The sequence below is a fragment of the Bradyrhizobium sp. ORS 375 genome (assembly GCF_000239775.1).
Classification (GTDB): domain Bacteria; phylum Pseudomonadota; class Alphaproteobacteria; order Rhizobiales; family Xanthobacteraceae; genus Bradyrhizobium.
Window position 1 is genome coordinate 1 of the sequence record NZ_CAFI01000014.1, and the last position, 17,033, is coordinate 17,033.

General features: G+C 67.1%; 14 protein-coding genes. 9 read left to right on the forward strand and 5 right to left on the reverse strand.

The annotated features are described in order from the left end of the window. Window positions 1-478: 478 nt before the first annotated feature. A complete protein-coding gene (locus tag BRAO375_RS01345; protein WP_009025645.1) occupies window positions 479-1,828 on the reverse strand; it encodes an MFS transporter in 1,350 nt (449 codons plus the stop codon). 454 nt (window positions 1,829-2,282) lie between these two features. Between BRAO375_RS01345 and BRAO375_RS01350 the strand changes: the two genes are divergently transcribed. From BRAO375_RS01350 to BRAO375_RS01360, 3 genes are all read left to right on the forward strand, one after another. Further along, complete coding sequence (locus tag BRAO375_RS01350) at window positions 2,283-3,308, forward strand: histone deacetylase family protein (protein WP_009025646.1); 1,026 nt, start codon at window positions 2,283-2,285, stop codon at window positions 3,306-3,308. 158 nt (window positions 3,309-3,466) lie between these two features. Then, window positions 3,467-3,892, forward strand: coding sequence for a hypothetical protein (locus BRAO375_RS01355; protein ID WP_009025647.1), 426 nt, complete (start codon window positions 3,467-3,469; stop codon window positions 3,890-3,892). Between the two features lie 219 nt (window positions 3,893-4,111). After that, window positions 4,112-4,426, forward strand: coding sequence for a hypothetical protein (locus BRAO375_RS01360; protein WP_009025648.1), 315 nt, complete (start codon window positions 4,112-4,114; stop codon window positions 4,424-4,426). An 18-nt stretch (window positions 4,427-4,444) separates the two neighbouring features. Here BRAO375_RS01360 and ppsA read toward each other — a convergent pair whose 3' ends face one another. Beyond that, complete coding sequence (gene ppsA / locus BRAO375_RS01365) at window positions 4,445-6,880, reverse strand: phosphoenolpyruvate synthase (RefSeq protein WP_009025649.1); 2,436 nt, start codon at window positions 6,878-6,880, stop codon at window positions 4,445-4,447. A 106-nt stretch (window positions 6,881-6,986) separates the two neighbouring features. Here ppsA and BRAO375_RS01370 point away from each other — a divergent pair, with 106 nt between their 5' ends. After that, window positions 6,987-8,159, forward strand: coding sequence for an SbmA/BacA-like family transporter (locus BRAO375_RS01370; RefSeq protein ID WP_009025650.1), 1,173 nt, complete (start codon window positions 6,987-6,989; stop codon window positions 8,157-8,159). On the opposite strand, the gene BRAO375_RS01375 is transcribed toward BRAO375_RS01370, so the two are convergent. Genes BRAO375_RS01375 through BRAO375_RS01385 form a run of 3 tightly spaced genes read right to left on the reverse strand, consistent with a single transcriptional unit; the run spans window position 8,119 to window position 11,402 of the window. Further along, window positions 8,119-9,057 carry a 1-phosphofructokinase family hexose kinase gene (locus BRAO375_RS01375; protein WP_009025651.1) on the reverse strand — a complete coding sequence of 313 codons (939 nt, stop codon included), beginning with the start codon at window positions 9,055-9,057 and terminating at the stop codon, window positions 8,119-8,121. The two genes, BRAO375_RS01370 and BRAO375_RS01375, sit on opposite strands and share 41 nt — an antisense overlap. A gap of 3 nt (window positions 9,058-9,060) precedes the next feature. Continuing rightward, a complete protein-coding gene (gene glk / locus BRAO375_RS01380; RefSeq protein WP_009025652.1) occupies window positions 9,061-10,041 on the reverse strand; it encodes a glucokinase in 981 nt (326 codons plus the stop codon). Next, the gene (locus BRAO375_RS01385; protein WP_009025653.1) at window positions 10,038-11,402 is read right to left on the reverse strand and encodes a GH1 family beta-glucosidase; all 1,365 of its coding nucleotides are present in this window, start codon (window positions 11,400-11,402) and stop codon (window positions 10,038-10,040) included. Before BRAO375_RS01385 ends, glk begins: the two co-directional genes overlap by 4 nt. 192 nt (window positions 11,403-11,594) lie before the next feature. Here BRAO375_RS01385 and BRAO375_RS01390 point away from each other — a divergent pair, with 192 nt between their 5' ends. Genes BRAO375_RS01390 through BRAO375_RS01410 form a run of 5 tightly spaced genes read left to right on the forward strand, consistent with a single transcriptional unit; the run spans window position 11,595 to window position 17,002 of the window. Further along, window positions 11,595-12,545, forward strand: a complete 951-nt coding sequence (locus tag BRAO375_RS01390) for an ABC transporter permease (protein ID WP_009025654.1) — start codon at window positions 11,595-11,597, stop codon at window positions 12,543-12,545. After that, window positions 12,542-13,420, forward strand: coding sequence for an ABC transporter permease (locus BRAO375_RS01395; RefSeq protein WP_009025655.1), 879 nt, complete (start codon window positions 12,542-12,544; stop codon window positions 13,418-13,420). The genes BRAO375_RS01390 and BRAO375_RS01395 overlap by 4 nt, the downstream gene beginning before the upstream one ends. Then, a complete protein-coding gene (locus tag BRAO375_RS01400) occupies window positions 13,417-14,427 on the forward strand; it encodes an ABC transporter ATP-binding protein (RefSeq protein ID WP_009025656.1) in 1,011 nt (336 codons plus the stop codon). Before BRAO375_RS01395 ends, BRAO375_RS01400 begins: the two co-directional genes overlap by 4 nt. A 14-nt stretch (window positions 14,428-14,441) precedes the next feature. Next, window positions 14,442-15,476: an ABC transporter ATP-binding protein gene (locus tag BRAO375_RS01405; protein WP_035638326.1), complete on the forward strand. Its 1,035-nt coding sequence runs from the start codon at window positions 14,442-14,444 to the stop codon at window positions 15,474-15,476. 35 nt (window positions 15,477-15,511) lie between these two features. Then, window positions 15,512-17,002: an ABC transporter substrate-binding protein gene (locus tag BRAO375_RS01410; protein WP_009025658.1), complete on the forward strand. Its 1,491-nt coding sequence runs from the start codon at window positions 15,512-15,514 to the stop codon at window positions 17,000-17,002. Window positions 17,003-17,033 lie beyond the last annotated feature (31 nt).

Here is a 17,033-nt window from a genome sequence, read left to right on the forward strand (position 1 = left end):
CACGCCGGCATTCCCTGCGCGATGGGTTTCACGCTTATACGCAGTCTCCCTGGTGCGCCGGCTTTTTGGCCACCATGCCGCGACAATCCGCTGACGCGCACTGCGCGGGCGATACCAGCTTCGGGGTATCAGGACGCTGCGACTTCACGTCCGCGACAGATCGTTCGTCCGCGCCTTCGTCGAGAAGACGCTGCGATCTCCCGCGGCCACCGCATCCCCGCCTCGCGTGTCGTGACGATCGCGCGCTACGCCCCTACTGCAGTGAGGCGGGATGCGGGGGAGATGATCATGATTTCCGAAAAATAGCAAGTGAATTTTGATTCGGAGAAGACAGCTTCAGCGAAGGTGCGCTCCCCTCCCCGAAGGGGAGGGGAGCGCACCGTCTTGGCGACCGGCTTTGCGGGCTCATACGACGCGCAAAAAAACGGCGGCCGGGGGGCCGCCGTTCAAGTTGAGACCACGCAAGGGGGCGTGGTGCTCAGGAGGCTCGGAGCTGGACGCGCTGGATGCGGCCAACGATGAAGAGATAGGCTGATGCGGCGACCAGGGCGTTGATGCCGACGAAGACCAGCGCGCCGTTGAAGGAGCCGGTGGCCGACAGGATGTAGCCGATCACGATCGGGGTCGTGATGCTGGAGAGGTTGCCGAAGGTGTTGAACAGGCCGCCGGACACGCCGCCGGCTTCCTTGGGCGAGGTGTCGGAGACAACCGCCCAGCCGAGCGCGCCGATGCCCTTGCCAAAGAAGGCGAGCGCCATCAACCCGACCACCAGCGCCTGACCGTCGACATAGTTGCAGCCGATGATGGACATCGACAGCAGCATGCCGCCGACGATCGGGATCTTGCGGGCGAGTGTCAGCGAGCCGGTCTTGCGCAGGATGGCATCCGAGATGAAGCCGCCGAGCACGCCGCCGATGAAGCCGCACAGCGCCGGCAGGGTGGCGACGAAGCCCGCCTGCAGGATCGACAGCCCGCGCTCCTTGACGAGATAGACCGGGAACCAGGTCAGGAAGAAGTAGGTCAGGGTGTTGATGCAGTACTGGCCGATATAGACGCCGAGCATCATGCGGTTCGAGAGCAGCTGACCGATATGCGACCAGGTCGGACCGGCCGTGGCGGCCTTGCCGTCCTTTGCACTTTCCTTGGCGCCTTCCATGTCGACCAGCGCGCCGCCGTCGCGGATGTAGTCGAGCTCGGCTTCGTTGACGCCAGGATGATCCTTCGGCCCGTACATGGTCTTGATCCAGACCAGGCCCATGATGATGCCGAGCGCACCCATCACGGTGAAGACGTGGCGCCAGCCGAATTCATGCGCGATCCAGCCCATCAGCGGGGCGAAGATCACGGTGGCGAAATATTGCCCGGAGTTGAAGAAGGCGGATGCCGTGCCGCGCTCGTTGCTCGGAAACCAGGAGGCGACGATGCGCGCATTGGCGGGGAAGCTCGGCGCCTCGGCGAGACCCACCAGGAAGCGCAGCGCGAACAGCGCCACAACAGCGGCGCCGCCGGAGAAGAAGCCGATCCAGCCCTGCATCATGGTGAAGAGCGACCAGATCACGATGCTGCAGGCATACACCCAGCGCGAGCCGAAACGGTCGAGCAGCCAGCCGCCCGGCACCTGCGCGAGCACATAGGACCAGCCGAAGGCGGAGAACACGTAGCCCATCGCGACGGAATCGAGATGCAGCTCCTTGGACAGCGCGGGGCCCGCGATCGACAGCGTGGCGCGATCGGCGTAGTTCACGGTGGTGACCAGGAACAGCATGGTCACGATGAACAGCCGCACGCGCGAGCGGCGCAATTCTGCCGTAGTTACGATTGCGCTCATGCGCTCCACCTCTCTTGTACGTTCCTCAACGACTCTCCTAGAGGAGATGACGGGTTCGGGTCCAAACCGAAGCCTGTATCGATTGATGCGAATTTTGGATCGATGCCCCGGGTCTCCATGCTGGCGCGCCAGAGGCGCGGGATCGCCGGACCGTCGCTGCGACGAGAGCGATTTGCGCTTGCACGCCTAAGTTTCGGGCGGCGGGCCACGCAGCGTCTTTCCAAGCAGCCCAACGCTGGCGGATCTCTCCTCACATCCACCGTGCCCTGCGCGCGGCATCGCCTTGATGCCGGCGGCCTCGCTGACGACAACGACATCTGGAAGACGCATGCAGCCATCGGTTCCGCTGGCCGGAAGTTGCCTCCCGGATCCATGTGGGTGCAAATCATCCGTGCTTGTCTCGGCCCGTGCTGCATGCACAATCGTTCGCGCAAGCGAACAGGAGCCCGATCGCGTGAAGGCCGTCTACACCGAGCTGCACCGCAGCCATGATCCGCAATTCTATCTCGTGCGCGGCGTCGTCAAGCGCACCACGGAGCAGCCCGAACGGGCGGATCGTCTGCTCGCGGGATTGAAGGCCGGCAATCACGAGCTGGTCGCGCCAACTCCATTCGGCCAGGCTGTCCGCGCGCGCGTGCATAGTCCGGAATATCTCAATTTCCTGGAGGAGGCCTGGGACGCCTGGGCGGCGCTCGGCGACGCCGGCGCGGAGATGATCCCGAACATGCATCCGGTGCGCCATGCGGCGACCTATCCGACCCACATCGTCGGGCGGCTGGGCTGGCACACGACCGACACCTCGGCGCCGATCGGACCGGGGACATGGGCCGGTGCCTGTGCTGCGACCGATGTTGCCGCATCGGCGGCACAGCTGCTGCTCGATGGCGAGGATGCCGCCTATGCCTTGTGCCGGCCGCCAGGGCACCACGCCTACCGCGACATCGCCTCCGGCTTCTGCTTCATGAACAATTCCGCCATCGCCGCGGCGCATCTGCGCCAGCGCCATGAACGGGTCGCGATCCTCGACGTCGACGTCCATCACGGCAACGGCACTCAGGGCATCTTCTACGAGCGGCCCGACGTGTTGACGATCTCGATCCACGCCGATCCGACGCACTATTACCCGTTCGTCTGGGGCTACGCGCATGAGCGCGGCGCGGGCGCCGGCCTCGGCGCCAACCTCAACATTCCGTTGCCGCTGAAGAGCGGCGACGACACCTATCTCAAGGCGTTCGAGACGGCGGCGAAGACCATCCACGCCTTCGCTCCCGGGGCGCTCGTCGTCGCGCTCGGCCTCGATGCCTCGGAGCATGATCCGCTCAAGGGTCTCGCCGTGACCACGCCCGGCTTCCGGCGCATCGGCGGCGCGATCGCGCGGCTCGGCCTGCCCACTGTGTTCGTGCAGGAGGGCGGTTATCTCTCCGACATTCTCGGGCAGAACCTGACGGCCGTGCTGGCAGGGTTCGAGGCGGCGCGGTGAGCCGTTTGCGGAGCCGGGGAATCGCAGTGTTGCGCTCGTCTCCTTCCACATCGTCATGGCCGGGACACCCCCTGGCATCACGGAGTAAACCAGCGAGCAGGAATGTTCGTCGTGACCCTGATTTCTATATGCGATAGCCCCGGGTTGCGGGAGGAGGCATGCTGATCATCGTCGTCAGGCGCGGGCTACTTGCGCTTGCCGCGACCGGGCTGCTGAATGTCAGCCTGCTGCTTCGCGCCGCGTCGGCCTGCTCGCTGATCGACGTCAACAATTCGACCGCGCGCGCGGTCGTTGTCGCGCAGGCTTGGTGGCTCGCGAGCGCGCTGGTCGCGGCGGCGATCGTGCTCGTTGAGATCAGTCGCAAGGGCCGCTCCCTGCTGGTCGTCGCAGCCCCGCTGCTCGCCGCATCTCATCCCGCATGGTGGATCGAGCCGCGTTATGCGCCCGACTGCACGTTCGCAAATGTCGAAGCGTCGCAACTCGTCTTTGCCGTGCTTTGCGCAATGCTCTGTTATCAGCTGCTACGTGCCTGGCAGTCGGCAGTGCGCTCACGACGATCCGGCAGCACCGGCGCGGTGCGATGATCGGGGAGAGGGCGCCGTCGTCCCCGCAGGGTTACGGGATTTGACCGTTGCGATGGACCTCGACCGGAGTTCCACGGGCGACGAAAGTACAGAGTTCTTTAAGCTCCGCAGGGACAATCCGCCGCGATCTGGTCTGGGACCGCTTCATTGGCGAACGCGGTCATGCAGTGCCGAGCGCCGTTCACGTCGGTGGCTCGGCGGCTATGCTGCAGGAATGTCATGGGTGAGCCGTTGGCGAACATCATCAAATTCCCGACGGCGGCCACGCGGATGGCGCGCTCGGAGCAGGCGGACCTCGCGTTCGACATGGCGGTCGCGATCCAGCTCGTGCAGCTCAAGCGGACGCTGGACGCCTGGCGGATGATCCTGCACCGGCTCGACGAGCTTGCCCAGGCCGAGGGGCGTGCCGTTCCGTGCGCGCAGTCGCATCCCATCCGCCAGCTGATCGCCGATGCCGAACGTGCCATTGCCGAGGTCCGGGATCGCGCAGGCGTCACCGCGCCGGCGGACGATCATGGTCCGCGCGAGCATTGAACGCGTTCTGTCCAACGCCTAGCTCGCCAGCGCCTGGGGCACCCGCGCGACCAGCTCCTGCTCCGCGGCGCGGACGATCTCCATCGTGCGCACGATGCTCGCGGGATTGACGCTGATGGAATCGATGCCGAGCCCGGCGAGATAGCGGGCCACTTCCGGATAATTCGCCGGCGCCTCGCCGCAGATGCCGACATGGCGGTGGTTGCGGTGCGCGCCTTCGACCGCGAGCTTCAGCATGGTGAGGAGGCCGGGATCGCGCTCGTCGAAGTCGAACGCGACGATGTCGGAGTCGCGGTCGACGCCGAGCGTGAGCTGGGTCAGGTCGTTGGAGCCGATCGAGAAGCCGTCGAAGTGCTTGGCGAACTCGTCGATCAGGATGACGTTGTTCGGGATCTCGCACATCATGTAGATCTCGAGCCCGTTTTCGCCGCGGAGGAGGCCGTGCCCGGCCATCGCCGCGATCACCTTTTCCGCCTCCGCGACGCGGCGGCAGAACGGGATCATGATCTTCAGATTGGATAGTCCCATCACGTCGCGAACCCGCTTCAGCGCGGCGCATTCCAGCGCGAAGCCGGCGGCATAGGCCGGGTGCGCGTAGCGCGAGGCGCCGCGAAAGCCGAGCATCGGGTTCTCTTCTTTCGGCTCGAAGCCGGCGCCGCCGATCAGGCTGGCATATTCGTTGGTCTTGAAGTCCGACAGCCTGACGATGACGGGACGCGGATGGAAGGCGGCGGCGATGGTGCCAACGCCCTCCGACAGCCGCTCGACGAAGAAGTCGGCCGGCTTCTTGTAGCGCGCGGTCAGGCGCTTGATCGTCGCGCGATCCTTCGCTGCTGCCACCTTGTTGGGCGCGGCCAGGGCCATCGGATGGATGCCGATCGACTGGTTGATGATGAACTCCATGCGCGCCAGACCGACGCCATCGTTCGGCAGAGCCGCGGTCTTGAAGGCGAGCTCGGGATTGCCGAGATTGACCATGATATGCGTGTGCGGCTTCTGGAGCTGGTCGATCGCAAGGCGCTGGACGTCGAAGGTCAGTGCGCCGTCATAGACGTGCCCGGCATCGCCCTCGGCGCAGCACACGGTGACGCTCGTGCCCGTCCTGGCGCGCTTGCTGAAGTCCTCGGTGCCGACCACCGCGGGCACGCCGAGCTCGCGCGCGATGATCGCGGCATGGCAGGTGCGTCCGCCGTGGTCGGTGACGATCGCGGCCGCGGTCTTCATCACCGGCTCCCAGTCGGGGCTGGTCGAGGCCGCCACCAGCACCTCGCCGGGCCTGAACGCGCGCAGATCCTTGGCCGATCTGATCAGGCGGACCTTGCCGGCCGCGATCTTCTCGCCGACGGCGCGGCCGGTGGCGAGCGCCTTGCCGGCCTTCTTCAGGACATAGGTCTCGACCGATTCCGGCCGCCGCTGCGAGGCCACCGTCTCGGGCCTAGCCTGAATGATATAGAGCGCGCCGTCGCGGCCGTCCTTGGCCCATTCGATGTCCATCGGCGTCGGCCGGCCCGCTCGCTGCGAGTAGTGCTGCTCGACGGCGATGGTCGCCTGCGCGAGCTCGAGCACGTCGGCATCATCGATGCAGAATTTGGCGCGGTCGGCCGGCGGCGTCGCCTCGGTCCGCGTCGTGGTGCCGCGTGCGCCCGCCTTGGCATAGACCATGCGTCTCGCCTTGGCGCCGAGCCGGCGCGACAGCACGCTGCGGAAGCCCTCGGCGAAGGTCGGCTTGTGGACGTAGAACTCGTCGGGATCGACCGCGCCCTGCACGATGGTCTCGCCGAGCCCGTAAACGCCGGTGATGAAGGCGACGTCGCGGAAGCCGCTTTCGGTGTCGAGCGAGAACATCACGCCGCTGGCGCCGAGATCGGAGCGCACCATCTTCATCACGGCGACCGAGAGCGCGACCTTGTCGTGGGCAAAACCGTTGTCGATGCGGTAGGAGATCGCGCGATCGGTGTAGAGCGAGGCGAAGCAGCGCCGGCAGGTCTCGAACAGATCCTTCGGCCCGCGGATGTTGAGAAAGCTCTCATGCTGGCCGGCGAAGCTTGCATTCGGCAGATCCTCGGCGGTTGCCGAGCTGCGCACGGCCACCGCGACGCCGCGGCCGTATTCCTGCTCGAGCTGCTTGTACGCGGTAGCCACCTCGCGCCTGAGATCGTCGCGATCGGTCGCGTCGAACACGATCGCGCGCGCCTTGGCCGCGCGCCTGGCGAGATCGGCGATGCGCCGCTTGTCGAGCCCGGCGAGCAGCTGGCGCAACGCGTCGTCGGCGCCATCGGCGCGCAGTGCGTCGCGGTAGCTCGCGGCGGTCAGTGCGAAGCCGTTGGGCACGCGCACGCCCTGCGGCGCCAAGGCCGAGTACAGCTCCCCGAGCGAGGCGGTCTTGCCGCCGACGTCGGGGACGTCCTCGATGCGGAGATCCTTGAACCAGCGGATATAGCCGGGTGCCGTCATCGATCGTCTCCCGCATTGCAGCGCAGGCGGCGAGTTTGTCGCGTTGCGCGGCCCGTGCCTTGCGGAAGATCAAGCGCGACGGCCCGGGAGCTACGTAGATCAGTCCATGCTCGAAAGTTCCTGCCATGCGCCGGAGGACGCCCGCGCCACCGTGACGCCCGAAGACGAGAACGAGGATGGCAATCGCGAATGGTCGCGGTTCTGGCTGACGGCACGGCAGTTCTGGCTGGGATCGACGGCCTGGCGGGTCTGGCTGCTCTGCGCCGCCATGGTCGTCCTCGTGGTGCTCCAGCTCTATGTGCAGTTCCGTTTCAACTACTGGAACAGGGATTTCTTCGACGCGCTGGAAAGCCGTGACCCGACGCGGCTATGGCAGCAGGCCGTCCTGCTCATCCCGCTTTGTGTGTCGAGCGTCGTGCTGGCGATCGTCTCGGTGTGGGGCCGCATGACGATGCAGCGCAACTGGCGGCAATGGCTGAGCGCCAAGGTGATCGACTACTGGGTCGAGAACGACCGCTATGCGCGGCTCGCGACGGTGCAGGGCGACCAGAAGATTCCCGAGTATCGGATTGCCGAGGACATCCGCATCGCCACCGATGCGCCGATCGACTTCGTGGTGAGCGTGATCTCCGCGCTGCTGACGGCGGTCGTGTTCGTCCAGGTGCTGTGGCAGGTCGGCGGCTCGATCAGCTTTGCGGTGGCCGGGCTGCAGCTGTGGATGCCCGGCTATCTGGTGGTCAGCGTGGTCCTCTATTCGGGGCTCGTCACGGGGGCGATGCTGTGGGTCGGCGCGCCGCTCACCCGCGTCATCCAGACCAAGAACCAGGTCGAGTCGGAATTGATCACGGCGGCGCATCATCTGCGCGACATCGGCGAAGGCGTCACGCCCAAGCACGAGGAGCGCGGCGTCATTGCCAGCATCTGGCTGGCGCTCGACCGCACCATCCAGCAATGGAAGCGGCTGTGCTGGCAGCTGATGCGCAACACTCTGGTGTCGCATCTGAACACGCTTTTGGCGCCGATCATCGGCCTCGTGCTGTGCGCACCGAAATTCCTGGGCGATCAGATGACGCTCGGCGAGCTCACCCAGGCGGCTGCGGCGTTCACGCTGGTGCAGGGCTCGTTCAACTGGATGGTGGACAATTTCAGCCGCGTTGCCGAGTGGATGTCGTCGCTCGAGCGCGTCGGCGGTCTGCTGCTGTCGCTCGACCAGCTCAACGGTACAGCCGCGGCGGAGGTCACGCCGTCTGCAACTGCACGTCAGCCAGCAGACGGGTGATGTCGGCTGGATCGCACAGCGCGGTGCCCGTGCGCAGCAGCGCAGCGGCGCCCGCGGCCACGGCAAAGCGGAAGGCCTCCTCCAGCGGCTCGTTCGCGGCGAGCTTCGCGACCAACGCGCCGAGGAAGCTGTCGCCGGCACCCACGGCATTGATCGGCACCATCGTCAGCGGCTGGGCGCGCAGGACGCGCTTCGACGTGACTAGCAGGGCGCCGAGATGGCCCATGGTCAGCGCGACCATTCCGACCTTGCCGCTCGCGGCCATCGTGCGCGCCGCCGTCTCCCATGCGGTCGCATCGGTCAGCTCGCCGCCCACGAGGTCGCGCATCTCGTGCAGCGACGGCTTGATCAGGTCGACGCCCCCAGCCACGGCCGCGGCCAATGCCGGTCCGGATGTATCGAGGATGAATTGCGCGCCGCGTGCCCTGCAGATCGCGGCCATGCGCGCGTAGTAGTCCGCGGGCACGCCGCGCGGCAGGCTGCCGCTGCCGACGACGAAGCGCGGAAACGGCTCGAGCCCGCTCAGCAGTGACAGTCCGGCCTGCCATTCTGACTCGCTGAGCGTCGGGCCCGGCAGGATGAAGCGATAGGGCTGACCGCTCGCGCGCTCCTGGACGAAGAAATCCTCGCGCGTGTCCTCGGCCGTCGTCCAGGTCCGGCTGGTCACGCCTTCGCTTTCGATCAGCTGCTTCAGCAACAATCCCGTCGGACCGCCGACCGGATACAGCGCCGTCACGTCGCCGCCGAGCCGGGTGATGACGCGGGCGACGTTGATGCCGCCGCCGCCGGGATCGCGCCGCTGGCTGGTGCCGCGCAGCTTTGCCACGGGCACGATTTTCTCGACGGTGGTCGAGACGTCGACGGCCGGGTTCGGCGTGATCGTGACGATGTCGCTCATCGATCAGTTCGCGGGGGAGGCGCCGCTGGTGGTGATGCCGGACTCGTAGAAGGATTTGAGGCCGAGGAAACTGATATCAGGCTTGGTGACGAGATGCACCGGGATCGGGCGCAGATAGCTGTCGTAGCGGCCCTTGCTCTCGAACTGCCGGCGGAAGTCGGATTTGGCAAAGGCGTCGGGGAAGCGCGGTGGAATGCCGCCGGCGATGTAGACGCCGCCGCGGGCGCAGAAGGTCAGTGCCAGATTGCCGGCGACGGCCCCGAGCCAGGCGCAGAACATGTCGAGCGTGGCGCGGCTGGTGGCGCAACTGCCGTCGAGCGCGGCGTGGGTGATCGCGGCGGCATCGCGCGGCGGCACGGTGACGCCGTCGACCGCGGCGATCGCCTGGTAGACATTCTCGATGCCCATGCCCGAGAGCGCGCGCTCGATCGACACATGGCCGAAGCGCTCGCGCATCTTGGCGAGCACCTCGGCCTCGCGCGCCGTCGTCGCCGGCAGGGTGGCATGACCGGCCTCGGTGACGGCGACGGTGGGACGGCCGTCGGCGGGCAGATAGCAGGCGGCGCCGAAGCCGGTGCCGGGACCGATCACCAGCATCGGCGCGCCCTCGACCGCCGCGCCGCCGCCGAGCGCAAACAGATCGTCGGGATGCAGCGCGGGCAGCGACCAGCCGACGGCCTCGAAATCGTTCAGCAGCTTGGCCGAGCGCAGCTTGAACCGCGTGGCCAATTCCGCGCCATCGATGATCCAGGTCGAGTTGGTCAGCATGCCGCGGTTGCGCTCGATCGGTCCGGCGATGTCGAGCACGGCGGCGGATGGCGGGCCGCCGGCGGCATGGCGCGCCAGGAAGTCGGTGATCGCATCGGTGATGGTGGGGAAGTCCGCGACCTTCAGATGCGCGACCTCGCCGATGTCGCCGCCGTCGAGCAGCGCGAACCGCGCATTGGTGCCGCCGATGTCTCCCAGAAGGACGCGCTCGCTCATTCCTCAGCCGCTCTTTCCGTCAATCCATGCGGCAGGGTGGCGTGCGCCAGGGCGCGCCGTGCCGCAATCATCTCCGCATACCATCGCGCCGACGCCTTGGGAATGCGGCGCCGGGTGGCGTGGTCGACATAGACAATGCCGAAGCGCTGCGAATAGCCCGCCCCCCATTCAAAATTATCCAGCAGCGACCACACGAAATAGCCGCGCACGTCGGCGCCGGCGGCGATCGCCTGTTCCATGGCGGCGGCGTAGGCTTTGAGATAGCGGATCCGGTCGTCGTCCTGGATGTGGCCGGAGGCATCGATGCTGTCCTCGGCCGCCGTGCCGTTCTCCAGCACATAGATCGGCAGCCGGAACCGGCTGTCGATATCGAGCAGCGTGTCGCGGAATGCGCCCGGCACCACGGGCCAGCCGATCGCGCTGCGCGGCACGTCGGCAGGCGGCGCGCTGAAGCCGGCGCCGATCAGGTTGCCGTCGGCCTTGACGTAGTGCGGCGAGTAGTGGTTCAGCCCGAACCAGTCGACGGGCCGCGCGATGTCGGCCATGTCGCCGGGGGCGATGTAGGGCGACATCGCGTCCTGCAGCGGAGACGGGTAGCGGGCGAAGGCTTGCGGGACCGGGAAGGCGTCGTTCCAATAGGCCGCGAGCCGCAAGGCGGCCGCCGCATCGTCCGGACTGTCGGACGCGGCAATGCAGGGCTGCCGGTTGTGGATCGCGCCGATCGAGGCGCCCGCGACGTCCCGGCGCAACACGTCAACGGCGCGGCCGTGGCTGAGATTGACGTGGTGAATCGCCTTGTGCAGGGCCGCGGTGTCGGCGATCCCCGGCGCATGCCAGCCGAGGCCGTAGCCGAACAGCGTGAACACGCAGGGCTCGTTGAAGGTGGCGAAGCGCTTGACGCGGTCGCCATAGCGCCGCGCGACCAGTGCGGCGTAGTCGGCGAACCAGCCGGCGATGTCGCGATTCTGCCAGCCGCCGAGCGCCTCCAGCGCCTGCGGCAGATCCCAATGGTAGAGGCAGAGCCACGGCTCTATCTCCGCGGCCAGCAGCGCATCGATCAGGCGGTCGTAGAAGGCGAGGCCGGCCTCGTTGGCCGCGCCGCGGCCGTCCGGCAGCACGCGCGGCCAGGCGATCGAAAAGCGGTAGGCATCGAGGCCTAGCGTGCGCATCAGCGCGACGTCCTCGGCATAGCGATGGTAGTGATCGCAGGCGACCTCGGCGGTGTCGCCGTGACTCGCCCGTCCCGGTGCGCGAAGAAACACGTCCCAGATGCTGTCCGTGCGGCCATCGTCATGCGCCGCGCCTTCGGTCTGGAAGGCCGAGGTCGAGGCGCCCCAGACGAAACGCGGAGGGGTGGTCATGGTGAATCGGCCTGCGCTGCTGCGATGGGGGCATGATGCAGGTCGCGGTGGTCTGCCCCGTTGACCGGGATCAAGCCGCGGCGGGGTTGCTCGGCCTGCGCCGGGCAGGGAGGATCATGCGGGCAACGGGGCTTGCATCCGAGGGGAAAGCTGTGGAACGTGCGGCCGCCGAAACCTGGAGCCCCGGCGCGCATGAGCGTGTTTCTGCTGCGGCGATGCCTGACCTTGCTCGCCACCCTTGTTGGCGCGTCGCTGATCATTTTCCTGGTGCTCGATGCCCTGCCGGGCAATGCCGCCCAGATGCTGATGGGCGCGGATGCCTCGCCGGACGCCGTCAGGGCGCTGACCGTCAAGCTCGGGCTCGATCAGCCGTTGGCGTTGCGCTACGTGCAATGGCTCGGCGGCCTGCTCACGGGCCATCTCGGCAACAGCTACGCCTATGGCACGCCGGTAGCCGAGCTGATCGCCGAGCGGCTGACGATGACCATCCCGCTCGCGATCCTGGCGATGCTGCTGACCACCGTGCTGGCGCTGGCGGCCGGCATCTACACGGCGGCCAACCATAATCGTCTCGGCGATGTCGGCGTGATGTCGCTGACGCAGATCGGCATCGCGCTGCCGAACTTCTGGTTCGCGATCCTGCTGATCCTGCTGTTCGCGGTAAAGCTGCAATGGCTGTCGGCCGGCGGCTTCCCGGGCTGGGAGGACGGCATCTGGCCGGGCCTGCGCTCGCTGCTGCTGCCGGCGGTGGCGCTCGCGGTGGTGCAGGCCGCGATCCTGGCGCGGGTGACGCGCTCCGCGGTGCTCGACGTGCTGCGCGAGGATTTCGTCCGCACCGCGCGCGCCAAGGGCCTGACCAGGCGCGAGGTGCTGTGGAAGCACGTGCTGCGCAACGCAATGATTCCGGTGCTCACCGTGATGGGCCTGCAATTCGCCAATCTGCTGGCCGGCACGATCGTGATCGAGAACGTGTTCTATCTCCCGGGCCTGGGCCGGCTGATCTTCCAGTCGATCGCCAATCGCGATCTCATCGTCGTGCGCAATTGCGTGATGCTGCTGGCGGCGATGGTCATCATCGTCAACTTCGTGGTCGACGTGCTCTATGCCGTGATCGATCCGCGCATCAAGGTGCACGAGCTGTGAGTGCGTCCGTCACGATTCAAGCCGGTCCCGCGCCGGCGCCGAACGCGTTCTGGCGCCGCGCGCTGCGCCATCGCAGCTTCGTCGTCGGCGCGCTGCTCTGCCTCGCCGTGCTCGGCGCTGCCTTGCTGTCGGTGGTCTGGACGCCGTGGTCGGCCTATGAGATCGACGTCGCCTCGAAGCTCCGGCCGCCGTCGTCGGCGCATTGGCTCGGCACCGACGTGCTCGGCCGTGACATCGTCTCGCTGCTGCTGGTCGGCGCGCGTGCGACCATCCTCGTCGGCATCATCGCGGTCGGCATCGGGCTGACCTGCGGCGTTGCCCTCGGCCTGATCGCAGCCGCGCAGCGCGGCTGGACCGAGGAGCTGATCATGCGCTTCAGCGATTTCACCTTTGCCTTTCCAGCGGTGCTGTCGGCAATCATGCTGGCGGCCGTGATCGGGCCGGGCATGGTGACCTCGATCACCGCGATCGGCATCTTCCAGATCCCGGTGTTCGTGCGCGTGACGCGCGGCTCGGCCGGGGCGATCTGGGCGCGCGAGTTCATCCTGGCGGCGCGCGCCGCCGGCAAGGGCCGCTTCCGCATCACCATCGAGCACGTGCTGCCGAACATCCTGTCGATCCTGATCGTGCAGGCGACGATCCAGTTCGCGCTGGCGATCCTGGCGGAGGCGGCGCTGTCCTATCTGGGCCTGGGCACGCAGCCGCCGCAGCCATCGTGGGGACGCATGCTGAACGACGCGCAGACGCTGCTGTTCCAGTCGCCGAGCCTCGCGGTCTATCCCGGGGCGGCGATCGCGCTCGCGGTGCTCGGCCTCAATCTGCTCGGCGATGGTCTGCGCGACCTGCTCGACCCGCGCCTGGCGAGGCAGCGATGAGCGCAGACAGACAGGCGCTGCTCGAGGTCTCGGGCCTCGGCATCCGGCTCAACACCAGCCGCGGCCCGGCGCAGGCCGTGCGCGAGGTCTCGTTCATGCTGAAGCGCGGCGAGACGCTCGGCATCGTCGGCGAGTCCGGCTGCGGCAAGTCGATAAGCGCGTTGAGCCTGCTCGGATTGCTGCCCGACAGCGCGGTCGTCAGCGGCAGCATCAAGCTCGATGGCCGCGAGCTGGCCGGACTTGATGATGCCGATTACTGCAAGCTGCGCGGCAACCGCATCAGCATGATCTTTCAGGAGCCGATGACCGCGCTCAACCCGATGCACACGATCGGCCATCAGGTGGCGGAGCCGCTGCTGCGGCACACCGGCTGCTCCGCGGCTGACGCGAAACGCCAGGCGATCGCGCTGCTCGACCGCGTCGGCCTGCCGGATCCCATCAGGCGCTACGACGCCTATCCGCATCAGTTCTCCGGCGGCCAGCGCCAGCGCATCACCATCGCCATTGCGCTCGCCTGCAAGCCCGACGTGCTGATCGCCGACGAGCCGACCACCGCGCTCGACGTCACCATCCAGCGCCAGATCCTCGATCTCATTGCCGATCTCGTGGCCGAGCAGGGCATGGCGATGATCCTGATCTCGCACGATCTCGGCGTCATCGCCGAGAACGTCCAGCGCATGATCGTGATGTATGGCGGCACGGTGGTCGAGAGCGGCAGCACCGACGCGGTGTTCTCGCGCATGGGCCATCCTTATACCCAGGGCCTGTTCCGGGCGCGACCGCGGCTCGGCGCACGCAAGGGGACGCGCCTCTCGACCATCGCCGGCACCGTGCCGGAGCTCGCCGATCTTCCGGCCGGTTGTCCGTTCGCGGATCGCTGCGCGCTGGTGATCGACGCCTGTCGTACGGCGCTGCCGCCCTTGATCGAGATCGGCGCCGGACACGGCGTCCGCTGCATCCGGACCGATGTCGCGCTCGCGCGTGATCCGGTGGGAGTGGTCGCGTGAGCACGGTGGCGGAGATGTCAGTCACGACGCCGCTGCTCGAGATCAGGGATCTCGTCCAGCGCTACACGCTGCCGCGCGAGAGCCTGCTGCGGCCGGCGGGGCAGGTGCTGGCGCTCAACGGCGTGTCGCTGCAACTGATGCCGGGCAAGAGCCTCGGCATCGTCGGCGAGTCCGGCTCGGGCAAGTCGACATTGGCGCGGCTGATCATGGCGCTGGAGACGCCGTCATCGGGATCCGTGCTGATGTCCGGGCGCGATCTCAATCATCTGCCCGCCGACGAGCTGCGCCGCGCGCGTCGCGATTTCCAGATGGTGTTCCAGGATCCCTATGGCTCGCTCGATCCGCGCCAGACCATCGCGCGCATCGTCGCCGAGCCGCTGACTGCGTTGGACAGTCCGGATCGCGCATCCTTGCGGACGCGTGTCGCGAGCGTGCTGCGGCAGGTCGGACTGCGCGACGCCGACATGGACAAATATCCGCACGAATTCTCCGGCGGCCAGCGCCAGCGTATCGCGATTGCGCGCGCGCTGATCACCCAGCCGAAGCTGATCGTCGCGGACGAGCCGGTCTCGGCGCTCGACGTCTCCGTGCAGGCGCAGGTGCTGAACCTGATGCAGGACCTGCAGGAGCAGTTCGGTCTCAGCTACGTGCTGATCAGCCATGATCTCGCGGTGGTCGACTATCTCTGCGACGAGGTCGCGGTGATGTATCTCGGCCGCATCGTCGAGCGGGGGAGCCCCGAGGATCTGTTCGGGCAGTGCGCTCATCCCTATACCCGCGCGCTGCTCGACGCGGTGCCGCGCGCGCAGGCCGGGGCTATCAGGCGGCGGCGCGAGAGCGTTGCGATCGCCTCGCAATCCCTCCGGTCGCAGGGATGCGCCTATGCGCCGCGCTGTCCGCTGGCCGACGCGCGCTGCCGCGAGACCGCGCCGGCCTTGCGGGCGCTCACGCAGCAACATTGGGCTGCCTGCCACCACGCCGAAAGCGTCATGGCGCTGCCGGCGCTGGCTGCTGCGGAAGATCCGCCTCTTGTCTCCAAGCCGCTTTGACGCGTATTTTGGTTCCGTCCGGGAGAAACGAACACATGTTGAAAAAACTATCCATCATCGCATTGACCGCGCTCGTCGCGGCGACGGCTGTGCCGGCCTCGGCTCAGAGCAAGAAGGACAGCGTCGTCGTCGGCATGACCCTGGAGCCGCCGGGGCTCGATCCGACCAGCGCGGCGGCCGCCGCCATCGCCGAGGTCACGCTCTACAACGTCTATGAGACGCTGACCAAGATCAACGAGGATGGCTCGGTGTCGCCGCTGCTGGCCGCGAGCTGGCAGGCTTCGGCCGACCTGAAGAGCTACACGTTCAAGCTGATCAAGGGCGCGAAATTCCAGAACGGCGAGGCGTTCGATTCCGCCGCCGTGAAGTTCTCGTTCGAGCGCGCCGGCGCCGCCAACAGCACCAACAAGGACAAGGCGCTGTTCCAGGCGATGGAGGCGGTCAACGCGCCGGATGCCGAGACGATCGAGATCAAGCTGAAATACTCCGAGCCGAACCTGCCGTTCCTGCTCGGCCAGGCCACCGCATCGATCGTCGAGCCGAAGAGCGCGCCGACCAACGCGACGCAACCGGTCGGTACCGGGCCGTATACACTGGGCGCCTGGGCCAAGGGCTCGTCGCTGACCTTGAACAAATGGCCCGACTATCGCAACGCTGCTTCCGTCAAGCTGTCGAAGGTGACGATCCGCTTCATCTCCGATCCGGCCGCGCAGGTCGCCGCGCTGCTGTCGGGCGATGTCGACGCCTTCCCACGCGGCACCTCGGCGCGCACCATCGCGCAGTTCAAGGCCGATCCGCGCTTCACCGTGCTGATCGGCGGCTCCAAGGCGAAGACCATCCTCACCATCAACAACAAGAAGAAGCCGCTCGACGATGTCCGCGTCCGCCGCGCCATTCTCGCCGCGATCGACCGCAAGGCGCTGATCGAGGGGGCCGTCGACGGGCTGGGCACCCCGATCGGCAGCTTCTATGTGCCGGGCGCGCTCGGCTATGTCGACACCACCGGCATCAATCCCTACGATCCCGAGAAGGCGAAGAAGCTGCTGGCCGAAGCCGGCGTGACCACCCCGCTGACATTGTCGTTGCGGCTGCCGCCGCCGGCCTATGCCCGGCAGGGTGGCGAGGTGATCGCGGCGCAGCTCGCCAAGGTCGGCATCACCGCCAAAATCGAGAACCTCGAATGGGCGGCGTGGCTGTCGCAGGTGTTCAACGGCCCGCATGACTTCGATCTGACGATCGTCTCGCATGTCGAGCCGTTCGATCTCGTCAAGTTCACCGAGCCGAACTATTATTTCGGCTATCAGTCCGACGCGTTCAATAAGCTCTACCAGCAGATCGTCGACACGCCGAACGAGGCCGACCGCGCCAAGCTGCTCGGCGACGCCCAGCGCCTCCTGGCCACCGACGCCGCCGCCGGCTTCCTGTTCCAGCCGCAGTGGATCACGGTGATCAACCAGAAGCTGAAAGGCGTCTGGAAGGACGTGCCGCAGTTCGAGAATGATTTCTCGAGCTGGAGCTGGGAGTGAGCGGCGGACGTTCTTCGTAGGACGCCGCAGC